Genomic DNA, 22,481 nt, shown 5'->3' on the forward strand with positions numbered 1-22,481 from the left:
GTTACTCCATGCCTCGCAATAGCTCGGCAATGCCTGCGCGGTCCATTAACTCATCGTCCGAGCGGTATTGATCAAAGCTCACACGCTCCAGCCCTCCGTACTGGCTCAGTAATCGCTTGTCTGCCTGCTGTGGGAGAATGACAAAATAACGATCATCATAGCGGTATGTGTACGGCACCTCATAAGGAGAAATCAGCACTTCGTGCAGCTTTTCCCCACTACGTATGCCGATACCCTTCAACTTCAGCGCTGGCTGACCTGCCTGCTCCTTCATCACTTCCGCCAGATCTGCAATGTTGCAGCCTTTCATTTTCATAACCAGCGTCTCTCCACCAATCGCCGCCACAGAAGCCTTCAGCAGCAAGCCAATAGCCTCTCCAAGCGTGAGGAAAAAACGGGTCATATCAGGACTGGTCAGCGTCAAATCCTGCCCTTCCGCAATCTGGCGCTTGAACAGCGGAACAACACTTCCGCTCGTACCCAGCACATTGCCGCCGCGAATGCACACAAAACGGGTGCGCTCACTCAGATCGTTGGCACGAATCATTAGCCTTTCGCCAATCGCCTTCGTCATGCCATATACATTCACCGGGTCAACTGCCTTGTCGGTAGAGACGTCAATAACCTTGGTGACTCCCTGCTCAATGCTGGCCCGAATTACATTTTGCGTACCGTGTACGTTCGTCTTGAAAGCCTCTTCCGGCTGTCTCTCGCACACGGGGACATGCTTCAACGCCGCCAGATGGAACACATAGTCCACCCCGCGACATGCCTCTTGTAATGCTTGTAGATCCCGAATATCACCAATAACGAAATTCAACCGGGGATCAGACTGGAATTGACGCTGCATGGCAATCTGTGCAAATTCACCTCGTGAAAAAATACGAATTTCCGCTGGCCCCTCCTTGAGCAATTCCGTCGTCAGACGTTGCCCCCAAGATCCCGTTCCTCCGGTCACCAGCAGTTTTTTTCCTTTGAACAATACAATCTCCTCCTGACCGTTACGAATTTGCAGTGCCTGTTCCCAGAAATTCAGCCAGCACAGCCTTCATTTCATCCTCTGTCAGCCGATCCTTTGCCGGTACTTTTTTCACCGAGGTATTCGCGGCATGAATGACGTTTACATAGTTGCGAAGCGGAATGACCTCATGTGGCAGCTCCGTTACATAGCCATGCGTACCCTTACCGGGAATGACAATACGATAATCATCCAGATAATCCTTCGCTTGATAGCGGAACACATAAAAGGAGGGCGAACGGTGAAATACCGGTGCCATCTGACCTTCTACGGCATCCCACAGGTAACCCATCTGGTTCACCAGCGCGACCGTATCCGGCTGAAATTCGTAATCATGCAACTGCTGTACAAACGATTGGTGATACAAATCGTCGGAATCAATTCGGGCAATTAGCAGTTCGTCCGTGCCTTCGATATATGCGTGAATGCGACGCTTGCTTTCGATGCTCGTACCGAAGCGGATGTGGCCGGGGATTGGCTCACGCTCGGCCAGTTCCTCCTCCACGATGTCGCTGCATCCACCTGCCAGCTTGACGACAGACAAGAAATCCGCATTCGTCTGACTAAGCAAGCTGCGCAGTGTAAAGGTTCTGAATACATCCAACCGCTCGCTGATCCACTCCCGTGTCAGCCGATTGGGATTCATCCCGTAGTTATTAAAATTAATCTCTATGACAATCTTGCGATTCATTCATCTTCCTCCCTTTCAACCGTCTCTTCACAAGTTATGGAACTGCTGGGGAAACGGCACGTACAAATGCATCAACTCTTTCAAAAATAGGTAGAATCCAAAAATGAATAGCCGATCATACAAAAATCTTGCTGCTTTCGACATATGATAGAATACAGAGTTTTGTACCATTGAGCATTTTGCAGCAATCCCAAGAGCGATTTCAAATCAGCAATAGATAGACAGGGAGGAAGCATATATGACTAAGCCAAAGTATCTGGAGATCGATGAGGTACTGAATCACCTAAAACTGGCACTGGATCAACAGCAGCCCTTCTCATTCATTCGTATCGGGGATGGCGAAAATTTGATTTTGTCTCAGGATACCGTATGGCCGATGGGAAAGGTGTTGCAGGAACGATGGGCAATCAAAGCCAATCTTGGGCAAAAAGGACTGTTCCTGCCGAATACGGAATTGCGAGATGAGGTGGCAGAGGCAGTACGTAAAGCCGATATTGCTGGCATCCTGCCATACGATGACGTATCTATTAAAGCGCCATCCTATATGAAGCGAGAGCTGACTGACCAGGTTTTTACTCACTACGGCCTCTCTCCCGCGCTGACCTGCCATGCCTGCCTGAACCGGTATTTGGCTGAGACACCCGCTTTCTGGGACATGCTGAAACATCGACGCATACTGCTCGTCACCCGAACAGCCGCCGAAGTGAAGCCCGTCCTTGAAGCTGAGCCGTATCAACTGCATATCTCGCACACACTTGCATTTCATCAATATGAACAAATGGATGAAACGCTCCAGTGGATCACAGAGCATAAAGATGACTTTGATATTGGGCTATTCTCCTGCGGGGTCAATGCGGTCGTACTGGCACAAAAAACGGCAGAACTCACTGGCAAAGTAGGGATAGACTTCGGCAAGGCGATTAACATCGTGATGTTCGGCAAAGCGAATTAATGGATAGCCTCTGCTTCTCATATCAAAAAAAGCACCAGCAAATTCAAGATTTGCTGGTGCTTTTGGCTATCACAAACCGTCCTAAAATCCGGGGCGCATGGAATATCTATATAAAGCCTCGAAACCTTACTTGCTTAAAAATAGACTTTGAGATTTCACGTCACTTATTTTACAATATTATAGAAACAAGCATTAAATTGGAGATCATGAGGAGGATATCGTAAATGACACATAACAATAAATTGAAGACATATCCACTTCCAAAAGCTAAGCATGTAAAGGTTCATGGTCGAACTACGCAAGCACTTAAACCACTAACTCTGTTTTGGACAGGCAGCGGCATTGAATTGAATATGAAGGGCTCGGAGCTGTGGATTGAAATTGAGGCCGATTACCAGGTGTATGAGCACTGGATCAGTATTGTCATCAATGGTGCCCCGATGAGTCGCTTGATGGTGACCGCAGGACGGCATTGGATTTGTCTTTTGAGAGGAATGAATCCTGACAGGGTTAAAAATGTCCGGGTGGTCAAGGACGTCCAGCCTATGAGTTTTGACTCGCGCATCTTGCTGCAAATTCATGCCCTGAGGATTGACGGAGAATTGTTGCCGGTCACCGATAAGCCCTACAAGGTGGAATTTATCGGTGACAGCATTACCTCGGGAGAAGGAGCAATTGGAGCAAGGGAGGAGACAGACTGGGTTCCCATGTTGTTCACGGCACTACATAATTATTCTGCCATAACTGCCGAAGCACTGAATGCCGATTACCGAGTATTGTCACAAAGCGGATGGGGTGTCCTGACGAGTTGGGATAATAATCCGCATGCGAACATACCCGCATATTATGAGCAGATATGTGGTATGCTCACCGGGGAGAGAAATGAAGCATTAGGGGCACTTTCCGATCATGATTTTACCTCATGGCAGCCGGATGTGGTCGTGGTGAATTTGGGGACTAATGACGGGGGCGCCTTCTATTCTCCCGCATGGACGGACCCAGCAAGCGGGAAAGTGTACAAGCAACGCTTGAACGAGGACGGAACATTCAATGAAGAAGATTTACAAGCTTTTGAAAACGCTACCAAAAATTTTCTTGTCAAGCTTCGGGCCTGTAATCCTGCTGCCCATATTGTGTGGGCCTATGGGATGCTTGGTACTCCGATGATGCCAGCGATCTACCGGGCGGTAGACGCGTACAAGAAAAGAACGAGGGATCGGAATGTGTCCGTGTTCCAACTGCCTAACACGACGGAAGAAACGTTAGGGTCTCGCAGCCATCCAGGGCTTCTCGCCCATACCAAAGCGGCAAATGAGTTGACAGGGTATTTGCGAGAAATTTTAAAGAATTAGAATCCATGAAGCAGAATCAACTCTGTTGAACCACGCTCATGAAGTAAACATAACGTCACAACACCCAGGATATTTGTGTTCTGGGTGTTGTTGTTGACCATCATAGGAGAACCATGAACAGGCGGCAAGGTCTTAATAAGGAAATACTCGTCTGATATATTTAGAAAAATGGAGTCGAAGCGATGCCAGTAAATACCTCCGGACCATTACGAACCGTCGTCGATACACCGGAAATATAAGAGGAATACACCGTTTGTATCACCCATGGCGCGGAAAGATCCTGTGCATTAAAAGCTTGCGTTTCATTAACCCCTGTAGCTCCCAATACCCCTTCGGCTCGATAGACTACCTCGCTCGGATTATAATCGGTGCCACGTACGATTTCAACCGCATACGTATCACCCAGTTCACCAATCAGCCCAATGGAACCGCTAAAAGTCACAATCGGACTCGGTACAAGAAAAGTTCGCAGGGTAATCAAACCAAACCGCTCCGGTTCAGGACCCAGCTGGATATCGGGACCCTCACCTGTTTTGGATGAATTTGTGGAACTTCTCATATCCAGAAAAAAACCCATTGTTTAATCCCTCCAAATTGCAAGATACTCCATACTATGCAAGCAATTCTTCTTTGACTTGGACAAATTAGTAATAAATCTATCAAATCCGCTTAAAATAACCGATAGTAAATACATACATTATGCATTTTAGAAATGAAATGCACATAGAAAGCAGGGGGTTTGATGAAACAACTGAAACGACTGAAAACTTTAACACTACGCAAAAAATTGACTGCGGCATTCCTGCTGGTCATGCTTGTTCCTAGCATTATTGTCAGCTCTTTTTCTTATCAGGCAGCGTATAATCAGACAGACCAACAATTAATGGACAGTGCGACAACTAGCGTTACCGCAGCCGACCGTGCGGTGGCTCAGACGATTCAAGCTAAAATTGCAGATATCGAATATTACGCTACTACGATGACAGCTAGTAACAGCAGTCCAGAAGCAGATGCAGCCATTCTGACAGAACTGCAAATCTATTTGAAAATGCATGCGGAAGCCCTCGATATGTTCGTAGGAACTCCCGAAGGAAAACTCATTATTGGCAAAGCCGTAGGCTCCACAAACGATCCTCGTGAGCGTCCGTGGTACAAACAGGCCATGGAGAAACCCGGACAAACTGTAATCAGCCCTGTCGGACTCAATACGACTAAGGTCGCCGTTGTGTATATTTCACGTACGCTTCCTGACAATAGCGGTGTTCTCGGTCTTTCCCTGAACCTGAATAATTTAAAGGAAATTACGAATTTAAAAATCGGGCAGCAGGGCTATGTCATGATATTGGATACCACCAAGCGTATCGTTACTCACCCGACAGAAGTCAGCGGAAGTACCCAATTGGGGGAAAAACTGTCGCAACTGTTTGCCTCCAAGGAAGGCAGCTTTAATTATGATCTGAATGGCGTATCCAAAAGCCTGATTTTTAAAACTAATGCTCTGACCGGCTGGAAAATTGCTGGAACGATGGACAAGTCGGAAACAAGTGCCTCCGCCAAACCGATCCTCATCACGACCATCGTGGTGCTGGTCATTTCAGCTATCGTCATCGGTGTGCTGGCGCTGTGGCTAATCAGCAGTATACTCAAACCGATCCAAAGATTGCGTAATTCTATGGATGCTATCAGCCAAGGCAATCTTTCCATCAATGTCGCTACGAACAGCACAGATGAAATCGGCGAATTATCGAGATATTTTCAAAAAACGGTGGATAGCCTGCGTAACATGATCAGAGAAATCCAAGCCATGACTGGCAATCTGTCGGCCTCCTCGCAAGAGCTCGCCGCAGGTGCAGAACAAACAACCCGCGCGATTGAGCATGTGACCGAAGCCATTCAGGATGTGGCCGCAGGCAGCGAGAGACAGGCCAACAGCGCCAAAGAAAATCAGGATCGTGTGTCAGGCATGTCAACAGATATCACGGCTATGACCGAGGCCATGACTGAAATGACCACGTTCTCTTCTCAGGCCATTCAGGCGTCGGATACAGGCAGTGAACATATCGGCAATAGTGTCGTCTCCATTGACGGCATTCGCACAACAGTGGAAGAACTGGATACGATTATCGGCGCATTGAGTGAGAGATCTGGACGGATCGGAACCATTGTCACCGTCATTACAGAAATCGCCAGCCAGACCAATTTGCTTGCCCTGAACGCTTCTATTGAAGCAGCACGCGCCGGGGAGCATGGTAAAGGCTTTGCTGTCGTAGCAACTGAAGTCCGCAAGCTGGCGGAAAACTCCGCTCATTCGGCACAACAAATCCGTGAGCAAATTCAAGGTATTCAAAACGGCGTATCCGAGGCCCTGACCGCAATGGAATCTGCCAAAGAACGCGTAAGCGAAGGCACCAATTCGGTTGACCTGTCCGGCCGCTCCTTCTCCCGTATTCGTAGAGCGATCGTTAAATCGGCGAAGCAACTCGACAACGTCTCAGCTTCTACAGCAGGAGTAGCACAAGGAACAAGTGCAGTAGTCGGAAGTATGGAGGAAATTACACGTATTGCCGAAGAAGCCGCATCCCATACCGAGACGGTATCTGCGGCTGCAGAGGAACAGCTCGCCTCCATGGAAGAGATCGGTTCCTCTGCCGCAGAATTAACCCGGCTGGCAGAACAGCTCCAGGATTTGCTGGCACAATTCCAATTGGATGAAATAAAATAACAGTTCTGACCGATAAATAGTAAGAGTCTTCACGACAAAGGAGGAATGAAAACATGGATATCGCAGCATTATCAACGGGTATGAGCCAGGCCAGCTTGGCGCAAGCCGTAAGCGTGAAGGTATTGAGTATGGCTAAGGATCAAGCTGGTGAACAGGGACAAGCACTGATCCAGATGATGGAGAAAAGCGTACAGCCTCATCTCGGGGGTCAACTGGACCTTCGAGCGTAGCTTTACCGCTATTGGATGGGCGATCTGTTCGGGTCTAAACGGACCGGAGCAGATCGTCTTTTTTTATCACATCGACCATCATGATTTTTCGTTCGACGCAAAACGTAGTAAACTATACATATTATCCACGGCCTTGATTCGGAGGATATAGCAAAAAAATGCACATTGAAAGAGGAGGATACATAAATCATGAGTTATTCTGCATATTTTGAAAAGGTCAGAGAGCAGCAGCTTGATGAGCTGAAGGAATGGTTGTCCATTCCAAGTATTTCCGCATTATCCGAGCACAAAGGTGACATTAACAAAGCAGCCGATTGGCTTGCTGCCAAACTGACGTCTGCCGGGCTGGAGAACGTTGAAATTATTCCGACTAAAGGCCATCCGCTGGTGTACGCGGATTATCTGCATGCGCCTGGCAAACCGACGATCCTCGTGTACGGCCACTATGATGTACAGCCGGTCGATCCCCTTCACCTGTGGGAAACTCCACCGTTCGAGTCGTCGATCCGTGATGGAAAGCTGTATGCTCGCGGAGCTACAGACGATAAGGGCCAGGTATTCTTGCACATTAAGGCGGTCGAAGCCATTTTGAAGCAGGAAGGCAAGTTGCCGCTGAACATCAAATTTTGCATCGAAGGCGAAGAAGAAGTGTCCAGTCCAAACCTGCTTGAGTTTTTGCAGACAAGTGCCGACCGTCTGACTGCCGACGCTGTACTGGTATCCGACACCTCCCTGATCGAAAAAGGCAAGCCTGCCATTTGCACAGGTCTGCGCGGATTGTGCTCACTGGAAGTTGCGATCCACACCGCCAATACGGATTTGCATTCCGGCTCCTTTGGCGGCGGTGTACCGAACGCGCTGCATGCTCTGGTGTCCTTGCTGGCAACGCTGCATGACGACAAGGGACGCGTCAGCATCGACGGCTTCTACGATGATGTCGCGCCGCTATCGGCGGAGATGAGAGCAGAGTTCATGAAGCAAGATTTTAATGAGAGCAAGCTGCAAAAGGATCTTGCGCTTGATTCCCTCTACGGCGAAGAAGGATTCAGCTTCGTCGAGCGTGTCGGGGCACGTCCGACGCTGGAGCTGAACGGCGTGTATGGCGGCTTCCAGGGTGAAGGCACGAAGACGGTCATTCCGAAGGAAGCTCATGCGAAAATTACGTGCCGCCTGGTTGCCAACCAGAATCCGCAGGACATTCTGGACAAAATCGAGCGCCATCTGCGCGCCCATGTTCCGACAGGTGCCACGGTGAACATCCAGCAGGGTGAAAAAGCAAACGCCTTTAACATCGACCCGTCACACGCATTTCTGCAAGCAGCGGCGGATGCTTTTGAAAAGGTATATGGTGTACGCGCCCTGTTTACCAAGGACGGCGGCTCCATCCCTATCGTGGAAACCTTCTCCCGTGTGCTAACCGCACCCGTCGTATTGATGGGCTTCGGCTTGCCGGATGAGAACTTACACGCGCCGAATGAGCATTTTAATTTGGAAAATTTCGATAAGGGTTTGCTAACCATCGTGGAGTTTTTGAAATCTGTGTAAGCTGATACCAAAAAAGCATTCACGGCATGTGATCAACCATGCTTCGTGAATGCTTTTTTACATTGGCTGCCGTCGCCTAAGAAAAACGGGTGTAGCGCAACAGATGAACCAGCCGATTCAACCGCTCTATTTCCCGATCCAACTCGTGAAGCGGTTGCCCGGCCAAAGCAGCGTTCGCTCTCAGATCACGCAGCGGGTTCATTTTCCGACCCATAAGTTTCAACACCGTGGCCTTCCCCATGTTGTTCACCACCGCATATTGCGTTAGCGGGTCAAGCTCGATCCACAATACATGATGCTGTTGAAAAAACGACAATAGTTGCTTTTTCAGTTCTTCCAGCTTTTTCGGATCTTCAAGCTCACCTGTAATTTGCGGATGATGATGAAAAGCCACATAGCCCATCACCCGCAGGTCACTTATCATTTGTTCCAAATGAAGTGTTTCGTTTATGTACACACTGTTCGTGCTCATGCGATTCCTTGCGCCGTTCGTATGATGTTCCCGGATGACGTTCACCACCTGACTATCGTTATCTTTTTATCGAGTATGCTTCAATCATATACAAAAAAACAACCGGCTTATACGCCAGTTGTTTCCCGCTCCACAAAATACTTATTGGTCATATAATGAGCCTTGCCTCTGGAAGTGTCAACCATTCCCTTTTTGTTGTCGAGAAAAACAATTTCCCGGCATTTGGTGCAGTACCACTTGGTCCGCTTAAATGGAGATTCCGTTACATACGAGGTGCCGCATTTGCAATCTACTTTGATCAAGGTTTCTGTCGATTTGTAAGCTTGGGAGAGCTCTTTCAAGCCCGTATCAGGCTGCTGAACCGGGATAATGACTTCCTGATAGCTTGAATATTGATTATGAACTTTAAAATCAGCCACCAGTTCCGCATGCAGCCCAAAGTACTCTTTGCCAATCTCGGTTACAAATTTCTTGCCGATTCTGTAACACTCAAGCCATTCCTGTATCTGTTGATTAGACAAAGGCACCGTGCCCTTGATACCGCTATTTAATGTGTAAGTCATGATGTATAAAGTATCATCTTGTCTATGTCCGTACATGGGAAGCCTCCTTATAATACACTTGATAATGTACTACAAAGCGCAAAAAACATCAATTTTATTATTTGGCAAAAGGTTAAAGCTGAATTATAAAGCTCAGGGAATGGACATATAGAATAAAAGCAACTGACAGATGTCAGTTGCTTTGTCTTTCCACATAGTATTTGTTGGTCATGTACCACGCCTTGCCTTTTTCCGTATCCACCATACCCTTTTTACGATCCAGGAACACAATGTTATTGCATTCCTTGCATGACCACTTGGTCCTTTTATGCGGCGACTCTTCTATATAGGAAGCTCCGCATTTGCACTCTACCTGAATCAACGTTTTATACTGACTGTATGCCTCTGCCAACGGGTCTACGTCTACAGCTTTACTTACCACTGCAGGCTGTATCATGGATATATGATCCCGCTGCTCCGAGTATTCATTATGTACCTTAAAATCTGCTACCAATTCAGGATTCAAACCAAAATACTGTTTACCAACTACCGTTACAAACTTGCTGCCAATTCGATATGCTTTTATCCATTCCTGAACCTGCTTATTGGATAGGTCGACTGTTCCCTTTATGCCGCTGTTCAGCGTATAGGTCATCAAATGTTCGTTTTGTGTCATATGTCTCCCCGTTCACCTCCGATCAAGAATATACCACAGGTAGACCTAAGCAAAAGCCACTTACTGCTACCTGGAGCAACAAGCTTTTCTGAATTGTGATCCTTTTAATACAAGTATAACTCAAAACCCGAGTCACCTTCCATTTTGTCTATATCCTGATCAGTGATTTCGCAGGGATCTATACTCGCCTCCTTAAACTATCACAAAATGCATTTTTATCTTTTTATCACTTTGTGGTACAGCCTTCTATATTAATCATTCATGTGGGCGAATGATCTAATGGTAGTTTCTTCCTTCCCTATATATTACAACACTTTTGCACAAATTCCTACATATTTCAGCGGTGTAATCATTTTTTTCGTCACCTTGCCAGAGTATGCCGTTTATTTCTTTTTGTTTTGGTTCAGTGCAATAACAATGGTGACGATTAATCCGATTAACGTAACTAATAACGTACCGAACAACATCATTAATGTCAGAGCATCTTTAACCTCCACAAGCTTGATCTTCTGCTCTTTCAACAGCTTGAATGAGAGTCATGTCTAGTTGATCTCGTTTATACTCAATAGCCTTTTCATATGTACCACCAGCGTCACGCCACTCCCAAAAAGTATGCACATCAACAGTCTCAAGGAAATAAACAGACAATGCCTCCACTGGGTTCGCAACATACATTTTGATGAATTCTTCATTAGGGAGTTGAGCGTACCGGAGATACTGGCTTTTCATTTTATAGAGTACATTAGCAATATCATGTAAGTTTATATTTTTAATTTTGCTGATGAATTCATTGCGTCTTTCAACCGTATTCAGTATGATTTGGATAGCATTACGAATACTCCAATCATCAGGTCCGATTTCGAGGATATTGATTAAATCGTTAGCAGTAAGATTAAAGTTAAATGGAGCTGGCTTAATAATACGTGTCCACACGTCATCATTTCCGTTTTCAAACACTTGAATGGCGTCTGATACGTTTAACCCGATGGTCTGCCATTTTCGGTTAAGGACATCTGTAATATGGTAGTAGTATAAGCCTGTGTCATCGTTTTCTTCTTCCCAAACCTGCTCCATACGTACAATGTCCTTGATGGCTAATTTGTTGACCTTTGTTTTATTCGTCATATGGCTCATCCTTCATTTTAATTTATAAAAAATAATTTCCAGAGGCCATTTCTATATATATTTGAATTCATTTATACCTATTATGCATTCATAATAACCATTTTAGAATACATAGTCAATTGTTTTTGAACACAAAAATGTCCTTTTTCAATTCATTTTCGTTTTTTTGAATTCATTCGTGTGATATATTTTCTCTTAGGGAGGCGAATCCATTTTGGAAAGAAAAAGTGTTATGGTGTATGAAGATATAAAAGAAAAATTACAATCCATAAAAACAGAGTTAGGTTTAAGTAATGAAAATGATGTTGTCAGTTATTTGATCAGTGTATATGAACACTCCGATTCTCTGCCCAAACAATCTCAAATTCAACTCATTAAACTTATAAAATAGAGAAATAAAAATCCTTGAGCGTATAAGTGCTCAAGGATTTTTTGATTTTTGGTAACGTGATTCGATCAACGGTGTTTGAAAGGAAATGGATTATATTTTATCTGTGAATCGTTCTTAACATCAGCCGTTAACGGTTTACACTGAAGCCTCATTGCAGCTATCACTGTGATATAATGGCCTAAGAGTATAAAAAGCTGTACCCTACACGTGAGTTGTATGTCTTTCATACCAATCGAACCGATGTACAAACAAGTCGTTGAATAATTTTTTTCTGGGTTCCACTTTCACCTTTAAAATAACTCCAAGCAGGTGACTCATGCCTAATCAATTAAATCAGATGACCATCACGCTCAGCCCGTAGAAGTATTGATTATACCCTTGGTTTCTCCTGCGGGCTGAGCCTTTGCCCAAGGGAGCGTGATGGTAATGAAGCCTAACCGAAAAAAACGTAATCAAGCCTATTTTAGACACCACAGAAAGCGAGTTATTCAGCGTAAGAAGCGACTTTCAGCACACCTGGGATGGGTCGCCAAATTCGACGGTGCATTCTCCAAAGGGAAAATTCATTGTTCCTGCTGGATGTGCAGTGAAAAAACAAACCGACTTGGGCATCCCAAATCGGAGTTATCAAGAATAGCTAACTGTCAGGAACAGCTTCTGGATTATAATTTTTAAACTACAAATGATCAAAACAAGCGAATGTCCTTTTCTGTGACAATCGCTTGTTTTTACGTTGGGTCACTTGGCAAGGTCATCCCACAAAAACAAAAGCCTTCCCGACCATCCTTCACTGTTGAAAGATTATCGAGAAGACTTTGCACCCCGCAAGGAACAAGAGGTCAGATTTTTAATTCTCCAAGCCTGATTAATTCCACGACCGCCTGTGAACGACCTTTTACGTTCAGTTTCTGCATTACATTGGAAATATGGTTACGCACCGTCTTCTCACTAATAAATAGTTGTCCGGCGATGTCACGTGTTGTTTTGTCCTGCACAAGCAGTTCAAATACTTCACGCTCACGGTGAGTTAACAAAAACTTGTTTTTGTGGTCGTTACCCTTCGTCAATTTCACCCCTCCTTGCTCGGGTTTTGTGTGGTGTAACAAGGTTAAGGGATACAGTCAACACATTTTATGTCATGTACTCAGGTATGGTTCAATATGCGTATAAAAATGGGCCTGGGCACTTATTTTCTGCCTTTGCTGAATCGTTAAACTCTGCGTCTAATTTTATGTATTGACAGGCATATGGGGCAGCCTTATGATAAGAAAAACCGCGACTGATAATCATTATCAAATAATAATTCGATATAGATATCTCGCTACAGATTATTGTTCATGGCCTGCTTGGCCAGAAAGGGTGTTCATTGATTATGAAATTACGTTACGCTGTACCAGCCGGAGTGCTGGTTTCTTCTATTCTGTTCGCAGGCTGCGGACAAACTGGAACTGCTAATCAGCAGCCCGCTGCAACGACCAAGGATGCGGGAGCAACTACACAGACAACGACTCCTGCGGCCTCTGCCCCCAATTTTGATCAAGCGGTAGCAGCTTACCGTGCCTATGCTACCCAGCAATGCGATACGTTTGTGAAAAAGACAGAAGAATTCACCAATGCGGTCAAAGCTGGCGAACTGGACAAAGCCAAGGCGCTGTATGCTCCTGCACGTATGTACTATGAACGGATTGAACCAATTGCGGAAGCACTGGGCGACCTCGACCCTAATATTGATGCGCGTGACGGTGATGTGGATGCAGCGGACTGGCGCGGCTTTCACCGGCTTGAAAAAACGTTGTGGGAAGAAAACACCACCAAAGGGTTGGACGAGTTTTCCGACCGCCTGTTGAGTGATGCAAAGCTGCTGCGTGCCAAGGTGGAGACGGTCAACATTGACGCCAGCCTGATGGTAACGGGTGCAGTCGAGCTGCTGAACGAAGTATCCACCTCCAAGGTGACGGGTGAAGAGGAACGGTATTCCCACACGGATTTGTACGACTTTGCAGCCAATGTAGAGGGCGCACAAAAAATATATGAGATTTTGAAAACAGATCTGAATCAAAAAGATGCGGCGCTGGAAAAGCAAATTGGCGAGCGCTTTGAGGCATTGCAGCAGGAATTGGCTCCTTTCAAGAAAGGCGAAGGCTATGTATCTTATACGAAGCTGAAACCGGAAGAAATTAAAAAGCTGAGCCAAAACCTCGATGCCCTGGCAGAGCCGTTGTCCCAAATGGGAAAATTGTTAGGAGTGTAACGATATGAAAGGCTTCAAGTGGCAAAAGGGAACGAGACAGGAACAGCAGCAGCGTACAGATACCCGTGAAGAACAGGTTGATCTGGTCCAAAAGGATGCTAAGTCAGAGGATGTTCTGCTAGAAAATGATGTGCGTTCAGCAAAGAGTAAATCTGTATCACGCCGGGATCTATTGAAGCTGGCCGGGGTCGGGGGACTGGGTCTTCTGCTCGGCGGCGGTGGTGTGGGAGCTGTGCTGACAGCCAGCCAACGGCTTGAAAGCATGATGACGGACGCAGATACCAAGGATGTGGTTCCTTTTTACGGGAAACATCAGGCTGGTATTGTGACTCCGGCACAGGATTTCATCTGCTTCGCCGCCTTTGATCTAACGACGAGTGACAAGGAACGGGTGCGCAGCCTGTTTAAAGCCTGGACAGAAGCCACCGCTACGATGACTTCCGGCGCGCTGATCGGCAACGATAACGAAAACCTCAACCTGCCTCCATCCGATACGGGCGAAGCGGCGGGATTATCGCCGTCACGGACGACGATTACCTTTGGTGTGGGTCCGTCCTTTTTTGATGGGCGCTACGGCCTGGCAGGGCTTAAACCTGCGGGACTTCGTGAGCTGCCCCGTTTTCAAGGGGATGCGCTGGACGACCAATGGTGTGGCGGCGATATTGGGGTACAGGTATGCGCCAATGATTTGCAGGTAGCTTTCCATGCCCTGCGTAATTTGGCGCGTATCGCCAGAGGAACGGCGGTGCTTCGCTGGACACAGGAAGGCTTCCAGCGGACAGCACAGGCCGATCCGGCGGGAAGCACGCCGCGCAATTTACTCGGCTTCAAGGACGGTACGGGGAACCCGGATACCTCCAAGGCTGACGAGATGAACCGTCTGGTATGGACACAGGCGAGTGATGGCCCCGCGTGGATGGGCGGCGGCAGCTATATGGCTGTGCGCCGTGTACGCATGCGGATTGAGGTATGGGATCGCTCGACACTGGGCGACCAGGAGGATACCTTTGGACGCCATCGCAGCAGCGGGGCCCCGCTGGGCAAGGCCAAGGAGTTCGACAAGCTTGATCTGGCGGCCACAAGTCCGGAAGGCAAGCCGATTACGCCCCCCACCTCTCATGTGGCATTGGCTCATGGGGACGGGAGCATTAATATTTTGCGACGGTCTTATTCTTATTCAAGCGGATTGGATAAGCAAACAGGACAGCTGGATGCCGGGCTGCTGTTCATCAGCTACCAGCGTGATCTGTTCAAGCAGTTCGTCCATATTCAGGAGAAGCTTGCACGCAATGACAAGCTGAACGAATACATTGTACACAAAGGCAGTGCGGTGTTCGCCTGCTTTCCGGGTGTATCGCAAGGCGGCTACATCGGGGATACGTTATTTTAGCAGCAGGCAAGGAAGGGGATTTATATGAATCGGCGCAATAAAAGCTTGGGATGGGTATTTCTGCTGGTGGCTCTGCTGCTGACAGCAACTCCGTTCATATCCGGCTCCGGGTCGGTCGCTTTCGCACAAACAGATGCCAAAGCTGCTTCCAATGATCAGCTCATGCCTGTGGTGGGTGGCGCACTGGTGGAGGCGGGACAAGCCCAATGGACGGAAGCCTCCAGGGACGTCAAAGAATTCCGTACGCTGTGGGAAGCTGCCAAAACAAACGGTGGTGATGCAGCCCATATCGCAGCGGTAGACAAGGCTCTCGCGGAGGCAGAGCAGGCACTTGCCAGCGGCGGCGGAGAACCAGCAAAAGCTGCACTGTCCGTGCTGGCTCGTTCGGCCAACGAATTTGTGACTGCTGCGGAAGGCGACAAGCCCGCCCCGGCTGGAGCCAAAGCAGCGGAAAAGCTGCTCCCCATGGCGAAGGGCAGTCTGGCTGCCATGCAAAAAGGCGATTGGACTGCGGCCCGCGCTGATTACGACCGGATCGTAAAAGCATGGTATCAGGTGGAGACACCGATTCGTTCGGACCATTTTCCGGTATATAGTGCGCTGGAAACTAAAATTAGCCTGATTCGCATCTCCATGCAAGCCGAGCCCATACGACAAGAGCAGGCTCTCAAGGAAATGCAGGAGCTAACGGCCTTGTTGTCGGATTACAGTCAAGGCAAGTTGGTGAACACGGGTCAAGAAGCTGGTGCAAACAACGCGGCTAATGGCTCATTAGCCTCGCTAAGTGATGCGGTCAAGCTCCTCGAATCCGCACGGCAGGATGCGGTAGCCAATCAGCCTGAGCAAGCGGCTGACAAGGTAGGGCGGTACATCGCCCTGTGGCCTTCGGTGGAAGGTCATGTGCAAATTTCCGATCCGGCGTCCTATACCGCGATTGAAAATGAAATGGCCGAGACTTCCGGTTATCTGCTGTCTTCTCCACCGAACACGGCCAAAGCCATCCAGACGCTGGATCAGATGCTGGAAAGGCTCCGTCCGTTGACGGAAGAGCGTTCCTACACCGCTTGGGATGCGGCACTGATTTTGCTGCGTGAGGGGCTGGAAGCCATTCTCGTGCTCGCGGCTCTGCTGGCGTATGCCAAAAAAAGCGGCGAAGCTGTGGCTGGTCGCTGGATATGGGCCGGTGCCGGAACAGGGCTGGTACTGAGCGGAATCCTGGCAGTGCTGTTCACTACACTGGTCGCGGCTGCCGCATCGGGCAGCATGCGTGAACTGCTAGAGGGTGTGACCGGACTGGTCGCGGTCGTGCTTATGCTGACTGTCGGTAGCTGGCTACATTCCAAATCCAATGCTGCCGCATGGAACCGCTTTGTCGAGAACAGCGTAGACAGCGCGCTGGCACGTGGTAGCCTGTGGTCGCTGTTCGCAGTTTCTGCGCTTGCGATTTTGCGTGAAGGCGCCGAGACGGCTATCTTTTATATCGGTATGGCCCCGGCCATCGAAACCTCTCAATTGCTGATTGGTATTGGCTCGGCAACTGTCATATTGGTTGTGCTGGCATTTGCGATCATCAAGTTTAGCGTACGATTGCCGATTCGCGCCTTTTTCCTGACAGCCACCATACTGATTTACTATCTCGTATTTCGCTTTCTCGGCGAAAGTATTCATTCGCTTCAGGTGGCTGGCAAGCTTCCGGGGCACACGGCCTCCTCGCTGCCATCCATTAGTTGGCTGGGCATGTATCCGACTTGGGAAACGTTCATCCCACAGGCCGCTGTGCTGATCTTCATGGTGTGGCAGCTTGTGCGTCAGGAAATGCGCAGCTCCAAGCAGCGTTAAGGTCCAAGCCTCACACATATAATTGAGGATTTTGCAAAATCCTGAATGCAAAAAAACGTCAAAACACAGGCCGATCTCTATCGGCCGACGGTTTTGGCGTTTTTTAGTCCTGAAAACGGAGTGCTGTTTTTACGATTAGAAAATGTCCTCCAACAACGGAATCATACGCTGATGATGCAGCAAGTCCGTACGGTCACCATGCTCACGAATTATGTGTACCTCACCGCGAAAATCCAGCAGCTCCGCCGGCGTAGCATGTCCCAGAAAATGCACCGGACTATAGCTTAGTCCATAAGCTCCTGCATTCGGAATGACAATATAATCGCCCTCCTGAATCGAAGGAAGCAGCGCTTTTTTCACAAGACAATCCTCGGGTGTACAAAGCGGTCCGACGATGCTCACGGTTTCCAGATCCACGGTTGCTTCTGGCTGAGGCTCCCCGATCCGGTCTGCGGCCTTCCCTAATGTTAGCTCGACAGCAGCAGCCTCTTGAACAGGCATGTCCTTCCCCTGTCCCATCTGAATCACCACTTCCTGTCCCTCTTGTCTACGCATAATTCGCAATGGATAGTTGTCCCTAATCCGACGTCCTCGAAAAGCAGCCGAGGCATAATGATTCATACCGCCATCAGCCACGACGAACTTCTCGCCCTTGGATTCCTTGGTGTACAACGCCCGACAGACGTACATACCCGCCTGAGCAACCAGATATCTGCCGCTTTCGATGATCAGCATAACACCTGGCAGACGGGATCGAGTTTGCTCGGCCATTGCGTTCAGTCCGTCAATCACTTGCCCCATATCCAACGGCTGCTCATGAGTAAAATAAGGAACACCAAACCCGCCGCCCAAATTTACCGTATGCATCGCCACACCATACTGATCCTGTATCCGTTCTGCCAATTGAAGAGTATTCGCAAATGAAGCTAAAATCTGATCCGCTTTCAGCATTTGCGTACCTGTATACACCTGAATGCCCTGGAAAAATACATGTGGACAATCTTCCAGCACCGTAAAAAAGTGATCCAATTGCCCCTCGTCCACACCAAAGGGACGAGGAACGCCGCCCATTTTGATCGTCGATCCCGACAAATCGTTATCGGGATTCACACGAACCGCAGCGCGGACAAACAAGCCTGCTCGGGCAGCAATATCCTCCAGCAGGTGCAGTTCCCGCACCGACTCGACATGAATGCAGCCGATTCCACAGGCTACCGCCTCACTCAGTTCGGCTACCGTTTTTCCCGGCCCGGCGTACAACACATCTTCTGGGGCATACCCGGCCTCCATCGCAACGAACATTTCTCCGGCCGAAGCGATTTCGACGCCACAGCCTAACGAGCGAAGCAATCCCGCCAAGGCTACGTTGCCATTGGCCTTGAGTGCGTAATGCACACGCACAGCCGGGTGCAGCCGGGATAGTAGCGAGCTGACATGAGCATACAGCGCGTCGCCATCGTAATAATAAAATGGCGTCGGATGTTCGCCGAAGCGTTCCAGCAAGGCTTCGTCCTTTTTATCCATCTGCTGAATCTCCTCCCTTCTTCTTTTTCCTATTCCGCATAGATCGTCTGGCCTGAACGGGCGGCCTGATGAATAGCTGCCAGCAATCTGACGCGCTCGGCGGCCTCGTGGAACGGAACAGGCTCCGCGACTCCCCGGATGATATTGCAAAACGCCTCCAACTGATTGACGTAATAGTTCATGGGCTCGAAAACGGTTTTCATTTTGGAGACTGCCATGGTATCCTTCGTTATTTCCGTCTTGAGCGTTATTTTATAAAAGCCCAGATTCGCCCGAAAGCAGTCCTGCAAAGTAACTACCGCCGAATCAAAGGTTAATACATGAGCGCAGCGGTATGGCCGCTCAAATGAAAAGAGGGCGGATGCCTCCAATCCCCCCGGATAGCGGGCCTGTGCACGAAATGTCCAGTCACAGCCGTTAGGACCGTCGAAATCCGATTGACTGCGGAACTCCGCCTGCTCCAGTCCAGCGACTGCCTGAAGAAACTGGAGCCAATACACGCCCAAATCCCAAAAGCATCCCCCGCCCTGCTCCGGTCGGGATCTATAATTCTCCGCATGCCCATCCTTTGCGGGAATGCACAGGCTGGTTGTTATGGAGCGCAAACAACCATAGCGACCGGAATCCACGATATTGCGCAGCTCGCGCTGCCAAGGATGATGCTGCACCATGACTCCTTCCAGCAGGTGAACGCTGCTCTGCCCGACTGCCGCTTCCAGGGGAGCCAGCTCCGCCGTATTCAGACATAACGGCTTCTCCACAAGCACATGCTTGTGAGCCTGTAATGCTTTACCGATCCACTCCGCATGCAGATCGTTACTCAGCGCAATATACACGGCGTCAATCTCCGGGTCGCTCAGCATATCCTCGGCATGCCGATAAACGACACTAACGCCGAAACGGTCCGCCAAATCTCCTGCCTTGGCAACGGTTCGGTTCGCAAGCGCGGTTACACGGGCCCCGGTAACGTAACGGATCGGCTCCAGCAGCGCACGAGGGGCAATGGCTGAACAGCCAATGAGGCCAAAGCGAATATCCCGTACCGCAGGCTCTTGTGCGGCGGCAGCGGTGTTCATGACCCTTTCTCCAATCCCGTTGAGCTTACTTGCACTTGGGCGTTCCTTACATATGACTCCACGTAGCGTGGTGTCTGACTACGCAACTCCACGATCTTCCGGTGCATGTCCTCCAGAATCTCAGCGCCGCCACCATAGATTTGCATCCACGTATCGTACCGTATCCCCAGTCCCAGCCGTTCCCACAGATCCGCATTATGCATTTCATGCACACCGAACGGCTCCAGCATAATGAGTGGAGTGGCTGTGGCGAACGAATCTGCCAGACTACCCCCGCCGGGCTTGCTGACAATGGCCTGGACATGACATGCCTGGTCTAGCATGCTATGGTAATCTGGCCTGGCCTCATACAACGTCTCCTCGCCTGCCTTCACCTCACCAAAAGGCGGAAAGGTATGCTCCCCGGCTTCATTCCGCTGCCATGTTCTCCACTGCGGGTCCATTCGGAAATAGCGTATACCGTCCCGCTGCTCATCTGGCTGATCCTGATCATACAGCAGCAAATCCAGCTCCCAGCCCGCCTCTTCCAGCCGTCCGACCTTTTCACGGTACGTGCCCATACCCCAACCGCCGCCATGCACAAATAAGCGGGATTTCCGGGCCTCAAAGGGAACATGCTCTACAGCCGGGACATCAATATAGTGGCTGACTTTATTTTGGTCACTTTCAAAAAATGTCATTTCTCCACACCCATCGGCAAAATGCGGGTTGTGCTTGGCTAGATTTTTCCATGAAGGAGAAGGCGTGGAATCCATATACACAATGTCCACATGTACTGATCCCGGCTCCCTGCGCTTGCGATACTCCTCCAGCACATACATCCAATGGCCGGACAAGCATATAAAATGCCGCCGATCTTCCTCTATCCATCGGGTCAGCAGCACTTCCATGGCAGCGAGATCAAGCGAATTGCGCATATCCTGGGGAACCTTCTGTGACATTAAGGCCACAGCGAAATTATCATGGTACGCTTTGCGGCTTTTGTCCACCTTGAGACGGGCCGACTCAGGCAGCACATTTTCAAATACATGAATCGCCGTCTCCACACCCAACCTGCGAAGACCCGCTTGCATAAGCAAGCCGGGAGTATAAAAGCCCAATCCAAAACCGGAACACAAAATCGTTACCTTCATACTCTTGTGCATACTCATGCTCATACGCCTCCCGTTTAATTCAGCACTGTAAAATGATGCTCCGCCAAAAAATGCTCCAGCTTCGTAGTCAGACGCATTTTTTCCTTATCACCCGCGGCAACCAGTTCCAAATAAAGACGACCTTTTCCACGTGCTACGCCTTCAGGCCCACCAGACACGGAAGGACCGTCACCACTGCTAATCCCGCTAACACGAGCCTGCTTGGCAGACAACCTGCCCCCGCGCTCCGTTGTATTTCTGCTTGGGGTGCTCTTAGGACCTGCATTCCTGTTTTCGCCATCTCGTCCGCCCGTGTTCACATACAGCGTATTGGCACCCAGCGGCATCACGCCTTCTTCACTCTCGCCTGTGAACAGCAGTCCCTCACATTCCAGCCCTTCCAGCAATTCTTCATAGGACAAACTGCCGTCATGGGACAACGAATAATTCGTCAGCGTGCCACGCATATTTTTCCCAGCTAAAAAGGTGTCCAATTGGTGCTTGATCAGACTCATGGATTTACGGGCGTTAATTTCGATAATAGGCTCCAGCTTCCCACCCCGAAGTGTCATCGAGTCAATGCAGACGTCGCCGTAATAACCGTCCTGATACAACTGCTTCCCTACATCCTGCATTAAGCGAAAATAGCCCTCACGCTCCAGCCGCTCCATAAAAGCCTCATCCGGCGACAACGATTCCCGGTAGGCGAATTGGGTGTTAGCCAGCCACTGCACAGACAGGATATCGACACTTCCGTTATCACCAATCGTAAATTGGCATGAAAAATCCTGCTCCTTCTCCAGAAAAGGCTCCAGAAGGAACAGTACGCGTTTGCCTTTTCGTTCCTGTCCACGTAAATACGATACAATCCGGTCCAGCATCTGTGTTGAGGTAATGTGCAGGTTTCCTTTGCCCGATACGCCAAAATCATCCTTGATTAAAAAGCTTCCATCCCGCAGCAGCTTGCGTCCCGCCTCGGCTACATCCGCAAACGAAGTCACAATATAGCCGGGATGACGCAGACCGAGACTGCGTTTTAAATCGGAAGAATAGGTTTTGGCATTCACCTTGCGGATCGTTTCCAGCGGCGGCTGATGCAGCGTAATACCCCAGGCGCGTGCGGCCTCCTCCACATGAGGCAAACCCGCAAACGGGCTAAGCACACATCCCTCCAGTTGCGGAAAACCCGTACTGGTATCGGCCTTGCGACTGCCCAGCAGTTCAAAAACAGAAGCCGCCGACACATTCCCCGCCTGCTCCGTTCCGTCAGTCAAATCCCGTTCATTCACAGCCGGGCGAAAGCCCAACTGCGCGATATACTGACGATGTACAGGCGAAATCGCATAGCGGGTCAACAACGCATCTCCCGGCTGGCAAAAGCTGAACAGCAGCTCATCCATTGCCGCCACAATCGCAGAAGAAGCCCGGTCAGGAATGGCGGGCAAGGAGGCTAGCTGGGCATCACGCCAGTAAGCCTCCGCCTCGAACGTTCCCATATACAAATGACGCTGGTTCGGTATCGCGTTCATATGATTCGCTTCCTTTCCTACTT

The 22,481-nt window shown here is 49.1% G+C and carries 22 protein-coding genes; 9 read left to right on the forward strand and 13 right to left on the reverse strand.

Annotated features, from left to right (window positions below):
- Window position 1: 1 nt before the first annotated feature.
- Window positions 2-982 carry a polysaccharide biosynthesis protein gene (locus tag NST83_RS18895; RefSeq protein ID WP_342415263.1) on the reverse strand — a complete coding sequence of 327 codons (981 nt, stop codon included), beginning with the start codon at window positions 980-982 and terminating at the stop codon, window positions 2-4.
- Between the two features lie 19 nt (window positions 983-1,001).
- Entirely contained in the window at window positions 1,002-1,709 is a 708-nt protein-coding gene (locus tag NST83_RS18900; protein WP_137060028.1) for a glycosyltransferase, read from the reverse strand.
- Between the two features lie 238 nt (window positions 1,710-1,947).
- Between NST83_RS18900 and NST83_RS18905 the strand changes: the two genes are divergently transcribed.
- Together NST83_RS18905 and NST83_RS18910 are read left to right on the forward strand one after the other, a co-directional pair.
- Complete coding sequence (locus NST83_RS18905) at window positions 1,948-2,661, forward strand: GT-D fold domain-containing glycosyltransferase (RefSeq protein WP_342415264.1); 714 nt, start codon at window positions 1,948-1,950, stop codon at window positions 2,659-2,661.
- A gap of 224 nt (window positions 2,662-2,885) precedes the next feature.
- Window positions 2,886-4,013 (forward strand): SGNH/GDSL hydrolase family protein, encoded by a 1,128-nt coding sequence (locus NST83_RS18910; RefSeq protein ID WP_342415265.1) that lies wholly within the window; start codon window positions 2,886-2,888, stop codon window positions 4,011-4,013.
- A 160-nt stretch (window positions 4,014-4,173) separates the two neighbouring features.
- Here the strand turns inward: NST83_RS18910 and NST83_RS18915 are convergent, their stop codons facing one another.
- A complete protein-coding gene (locus tag NST83_RS18915) occupies window positions 4,174-4,590 on the reverse strand; it encodes a hypothetical protein (RefSeq protein ID WP_342415266.1) in 417 nt (138 codons plus the stop codon).
- Window positions 4,591-4,755: 165 nt separating this feature from the next.
- Here NST83_RS18915 and NST83_RS18920 point away from each other — a divergent pair, with 165 nt between their 5' ends.
- From NST83_RS18920 to NST83_RS18930, 3 genes are all read left to right on the forward strand, one after another.
- Complete coding sequence (locus NST83_RS18920) at window positions 4,756-6,735, forward strand: methyl-accepting chemotaxis protein (RefSeq protein WP_342415267.1); 1,980 nt, start codon at window positions 4,756-4,758, stop codon at window positions 6,733-6,735.
- Window positions 6,736-6,788: 53 nt separating this feature from the next.
- Window positions 6,789-6,965: a YjfB family protein gene (locus NST83_RS18925; protein ID WP_137060033.1), complete on the forward strand. Its 177-nt coding sequence runs from the start codon at window positions 6,789-6,791 to the stop codon at window positions 6,963-6,965.
- A 189-nt stretch (window positions 6,966-7,154) separates the two neighbouring features.
- Window positions 7,155-8,510 carry a dipeptidase gene (locus NST83_RS18930; protein ID WP_342415268.1) on the forward strand — a complete coding sequence of 452 codons (1,356 nt, stop codon included), beginning with the start codon at window positions 7,155-7,157 and terminating at the stop codon, window positions 8,508-8,510.
- A gap of 76 nt (window positions 8,511-8,586) precedes the next feature.
- Here the strand turns inward: NST83_RS18930 and NST83_RS18935 are convergent, their stop codons facing one another.
- The 5 genes from NST83_RS18935 to NST83_RS18955 form a co-directional block, all read right to left on the reverse strand.
- Complete coding sequence (locus NST83_RS18935) at window positions 8,587-8,982, reverse strand: hypothetical protein (protein WP_170970714.1); 396 nt, start codon at window positions 8,980-8,982, stop codon at window positions 8,587-8,589.
- A gap of 107 nt (window positions 8,983-9,089) precedes the next feature.
- Window positions 9,090-9,581, reverse strand: coding sequence for a hypothetical protein (locus NST83_RS18940; RefSeq protein WP_137060035.1), 492 nt, complete (start codon window positions 9,579-9,581; stop codon window positions 9,090-9,092).
- Window positions 9,582-9,717: 136 nt separating this feature from the next.
- Window positions 9,718-10,200: a hypothetical protein gene (locus tag NST83_RS18945; protein ID WP_137060036.1), complete on the reverse strand. Its 483-nt coding sequence runs from the start codon at window positions 10,198-10,200 to the stop codon at window positions 9,718-9,720.
- A 383-nt stretch (window positions 10,201-10,583) separates the two neighbouring features.
- Window positions 10,584-10,697: a putative holin-like toxin gene (locus tag NST83_RS18950; protein ID WP_342415269.1), complete on the reverse strand. Its 114-nt coding sequence runs from the start codon at window positions 10,695-10,697 to the stop codon at window positions 10,584-10,586.
- Window positions 10,687-11,325: a hypothetical protein gene (locus NST83_RS18955; protein ID WP_342415270.1), complete on the reverse strand. Its 639-nt coding sequence runs from the start codon at window positions 11,323-11,325 to the stop codon at window positions 10,687-10,689. The genes NST83_RS18950 and NST83_RS18955 overlap by 11 nt, the downstream gene beginning before the upstream one ends.
- Before the next feature lie 214 nt (window positions 11,326-11,539).
- On the opposite strand from NST83_RS18955, the gene NST83_RS18960 reads away from it, so the two are divergent.
- Window positions 11,540-11,716, forward strand: a complete 177-nt coding sequence (locus tag NST83_RS18960; RefSeq protein ID WP_157136339.1) for a hypothetical protein — start codon at window positions 11,540-11,542, stop codon at window positions 11,714-11,716.
- Between the two features lie 839 nt (window positions 11,717-12,555).
- Here NST83_RS18960 and NST83_RS18965 read toward each other — a convergent pair.
- Window positions 12,556-12,789: a LuxR C-terminal-related transcriptional regulator gene (locus NST83_RS18965; protein ID WP_028541512.1), complete on the reverse strand. Its 234-nt coding sequence runs from the start codon at window positions 12,787-12,789 to the stop codon at window positions 12,556-12,558.
- Between the two features lie 299 nt (window positions 12,790-13,088).
- Here NST83_RS18965 and efeO point away from each other — a divergent pair, with 299 nt between their 5' ends.
- The 3 genes from efeO to NST83_RS18980 are packed head-to-tail and all read left to right on the forward strand — an operon-like array spanning window position 13,089 to window position 17,196.
- Complete coding sequence (efeO, locus tag NST83_RS18970; protein ID WP_342415271.1) at window positions 13,089-13,967, forward strand: iron uptake system protein EfeO; 879 nt, start codon at window positions 13,089-13,091, stop codon at window positions 13,965-13,967.
- 4 nt (window positions 13,968-13,971) lie between these two features.
- Window positions 13,972-15,357 carry an iron uptake transporter deferrochelatase/peroxidase subunit gene (gene efeB / locus NST83_RS18975; protein ID WP_342415272.1) on the forward strand — a complete coding sequence of 462 codons (1,386 nt, stop codon included), beginning with the start codon at window positions 13,972-13,974 and terminating at the stop codon, window positions 15,355-15,357.
- Between the two features lie 24 nt (window positions 15,358-15,381).
- Window positions 15,382-17,196: an FTR1 family protein gene (locus tag NST83_RS18980; RefSeq protein WP_342415273.1), complete on the forward strand. Its 1,815-nt coding sequence runs from the start codon at window positions 15,382-15,384 to the stop codon at window positions 17,194-17,196.
- 135 nt (window positions 17,197-17,331) lie between these two features.
- On the opposite strand, the gene NST83_RS18985 is transcribed toward NST83_RS18980, so the two are convergent.
- Genes NST83_RS18985 through NST83_RS19000 form a run of 4 tightly spaced genes read right to left on the reverse strand, consistent with a single transcriptional unit; the run spans window position 17,332 to window position 22,458 of the window.
- Entirely contained in the window at window positions 17,332-18,720 is a 1,389-nt protein-coding gene (locus NST83_RS18985) for a type III PLP-dependent enzyme (protein WP_342415274.1), read from the reverse strand.
- A gap of 29 nt (window positions 18,721-18,749) precedes the next feature.
- Window positions 18,750-19,796, reverse strand: coding sequence for a Gfo/Idh/MocA family oxidoreductase (locus NST83_RS18990; protein WP_342415275.1), 1,047 nt, complete (start codon window positions 19,794-19,796; stop codon window positions 18,750-18,752).
- On the reverse strand, window positions 19,793-20,947 hold the full coding sequence (locus tag NST83_RS18995) for a UDP-glucuronosyltransferase (protein ID WP_342415276.1): 1,155 nt from the start codon (window positions 20,945-20,947) through the stop codon (window positions 19,793-19,795). Before NST83_RS18995 ends, NST83_RS18990 begins: the two co-directional genes overlap by 4 nt.
- Window positions 20,948-20,964: 17 nt before the next feature.
- The gene (locus NST83_RS19000) at window positions 20,965-22,458 is read right to left on the reverse strand and encodes a hypothetical protein (RefSeq protein ID WP_342415277.1); all 1,494 of its coding nucleotides are present in this window, start codon (window positions 22,456-22,458) and stop codon (window positions 20,965-20,967) included.
- Window positions 22,459-22,481: the final 23 nt, after the last annotated feature.

The organism is Paenibacillus sp. FSL R10-2782, assembly GCF_038592985.1.
GTDB lineage: Bacteria > Bacillota > Bacilli > Paenibacillales > Paenibacillaceae > Paenibacillus > Paenibacillus terrae_C.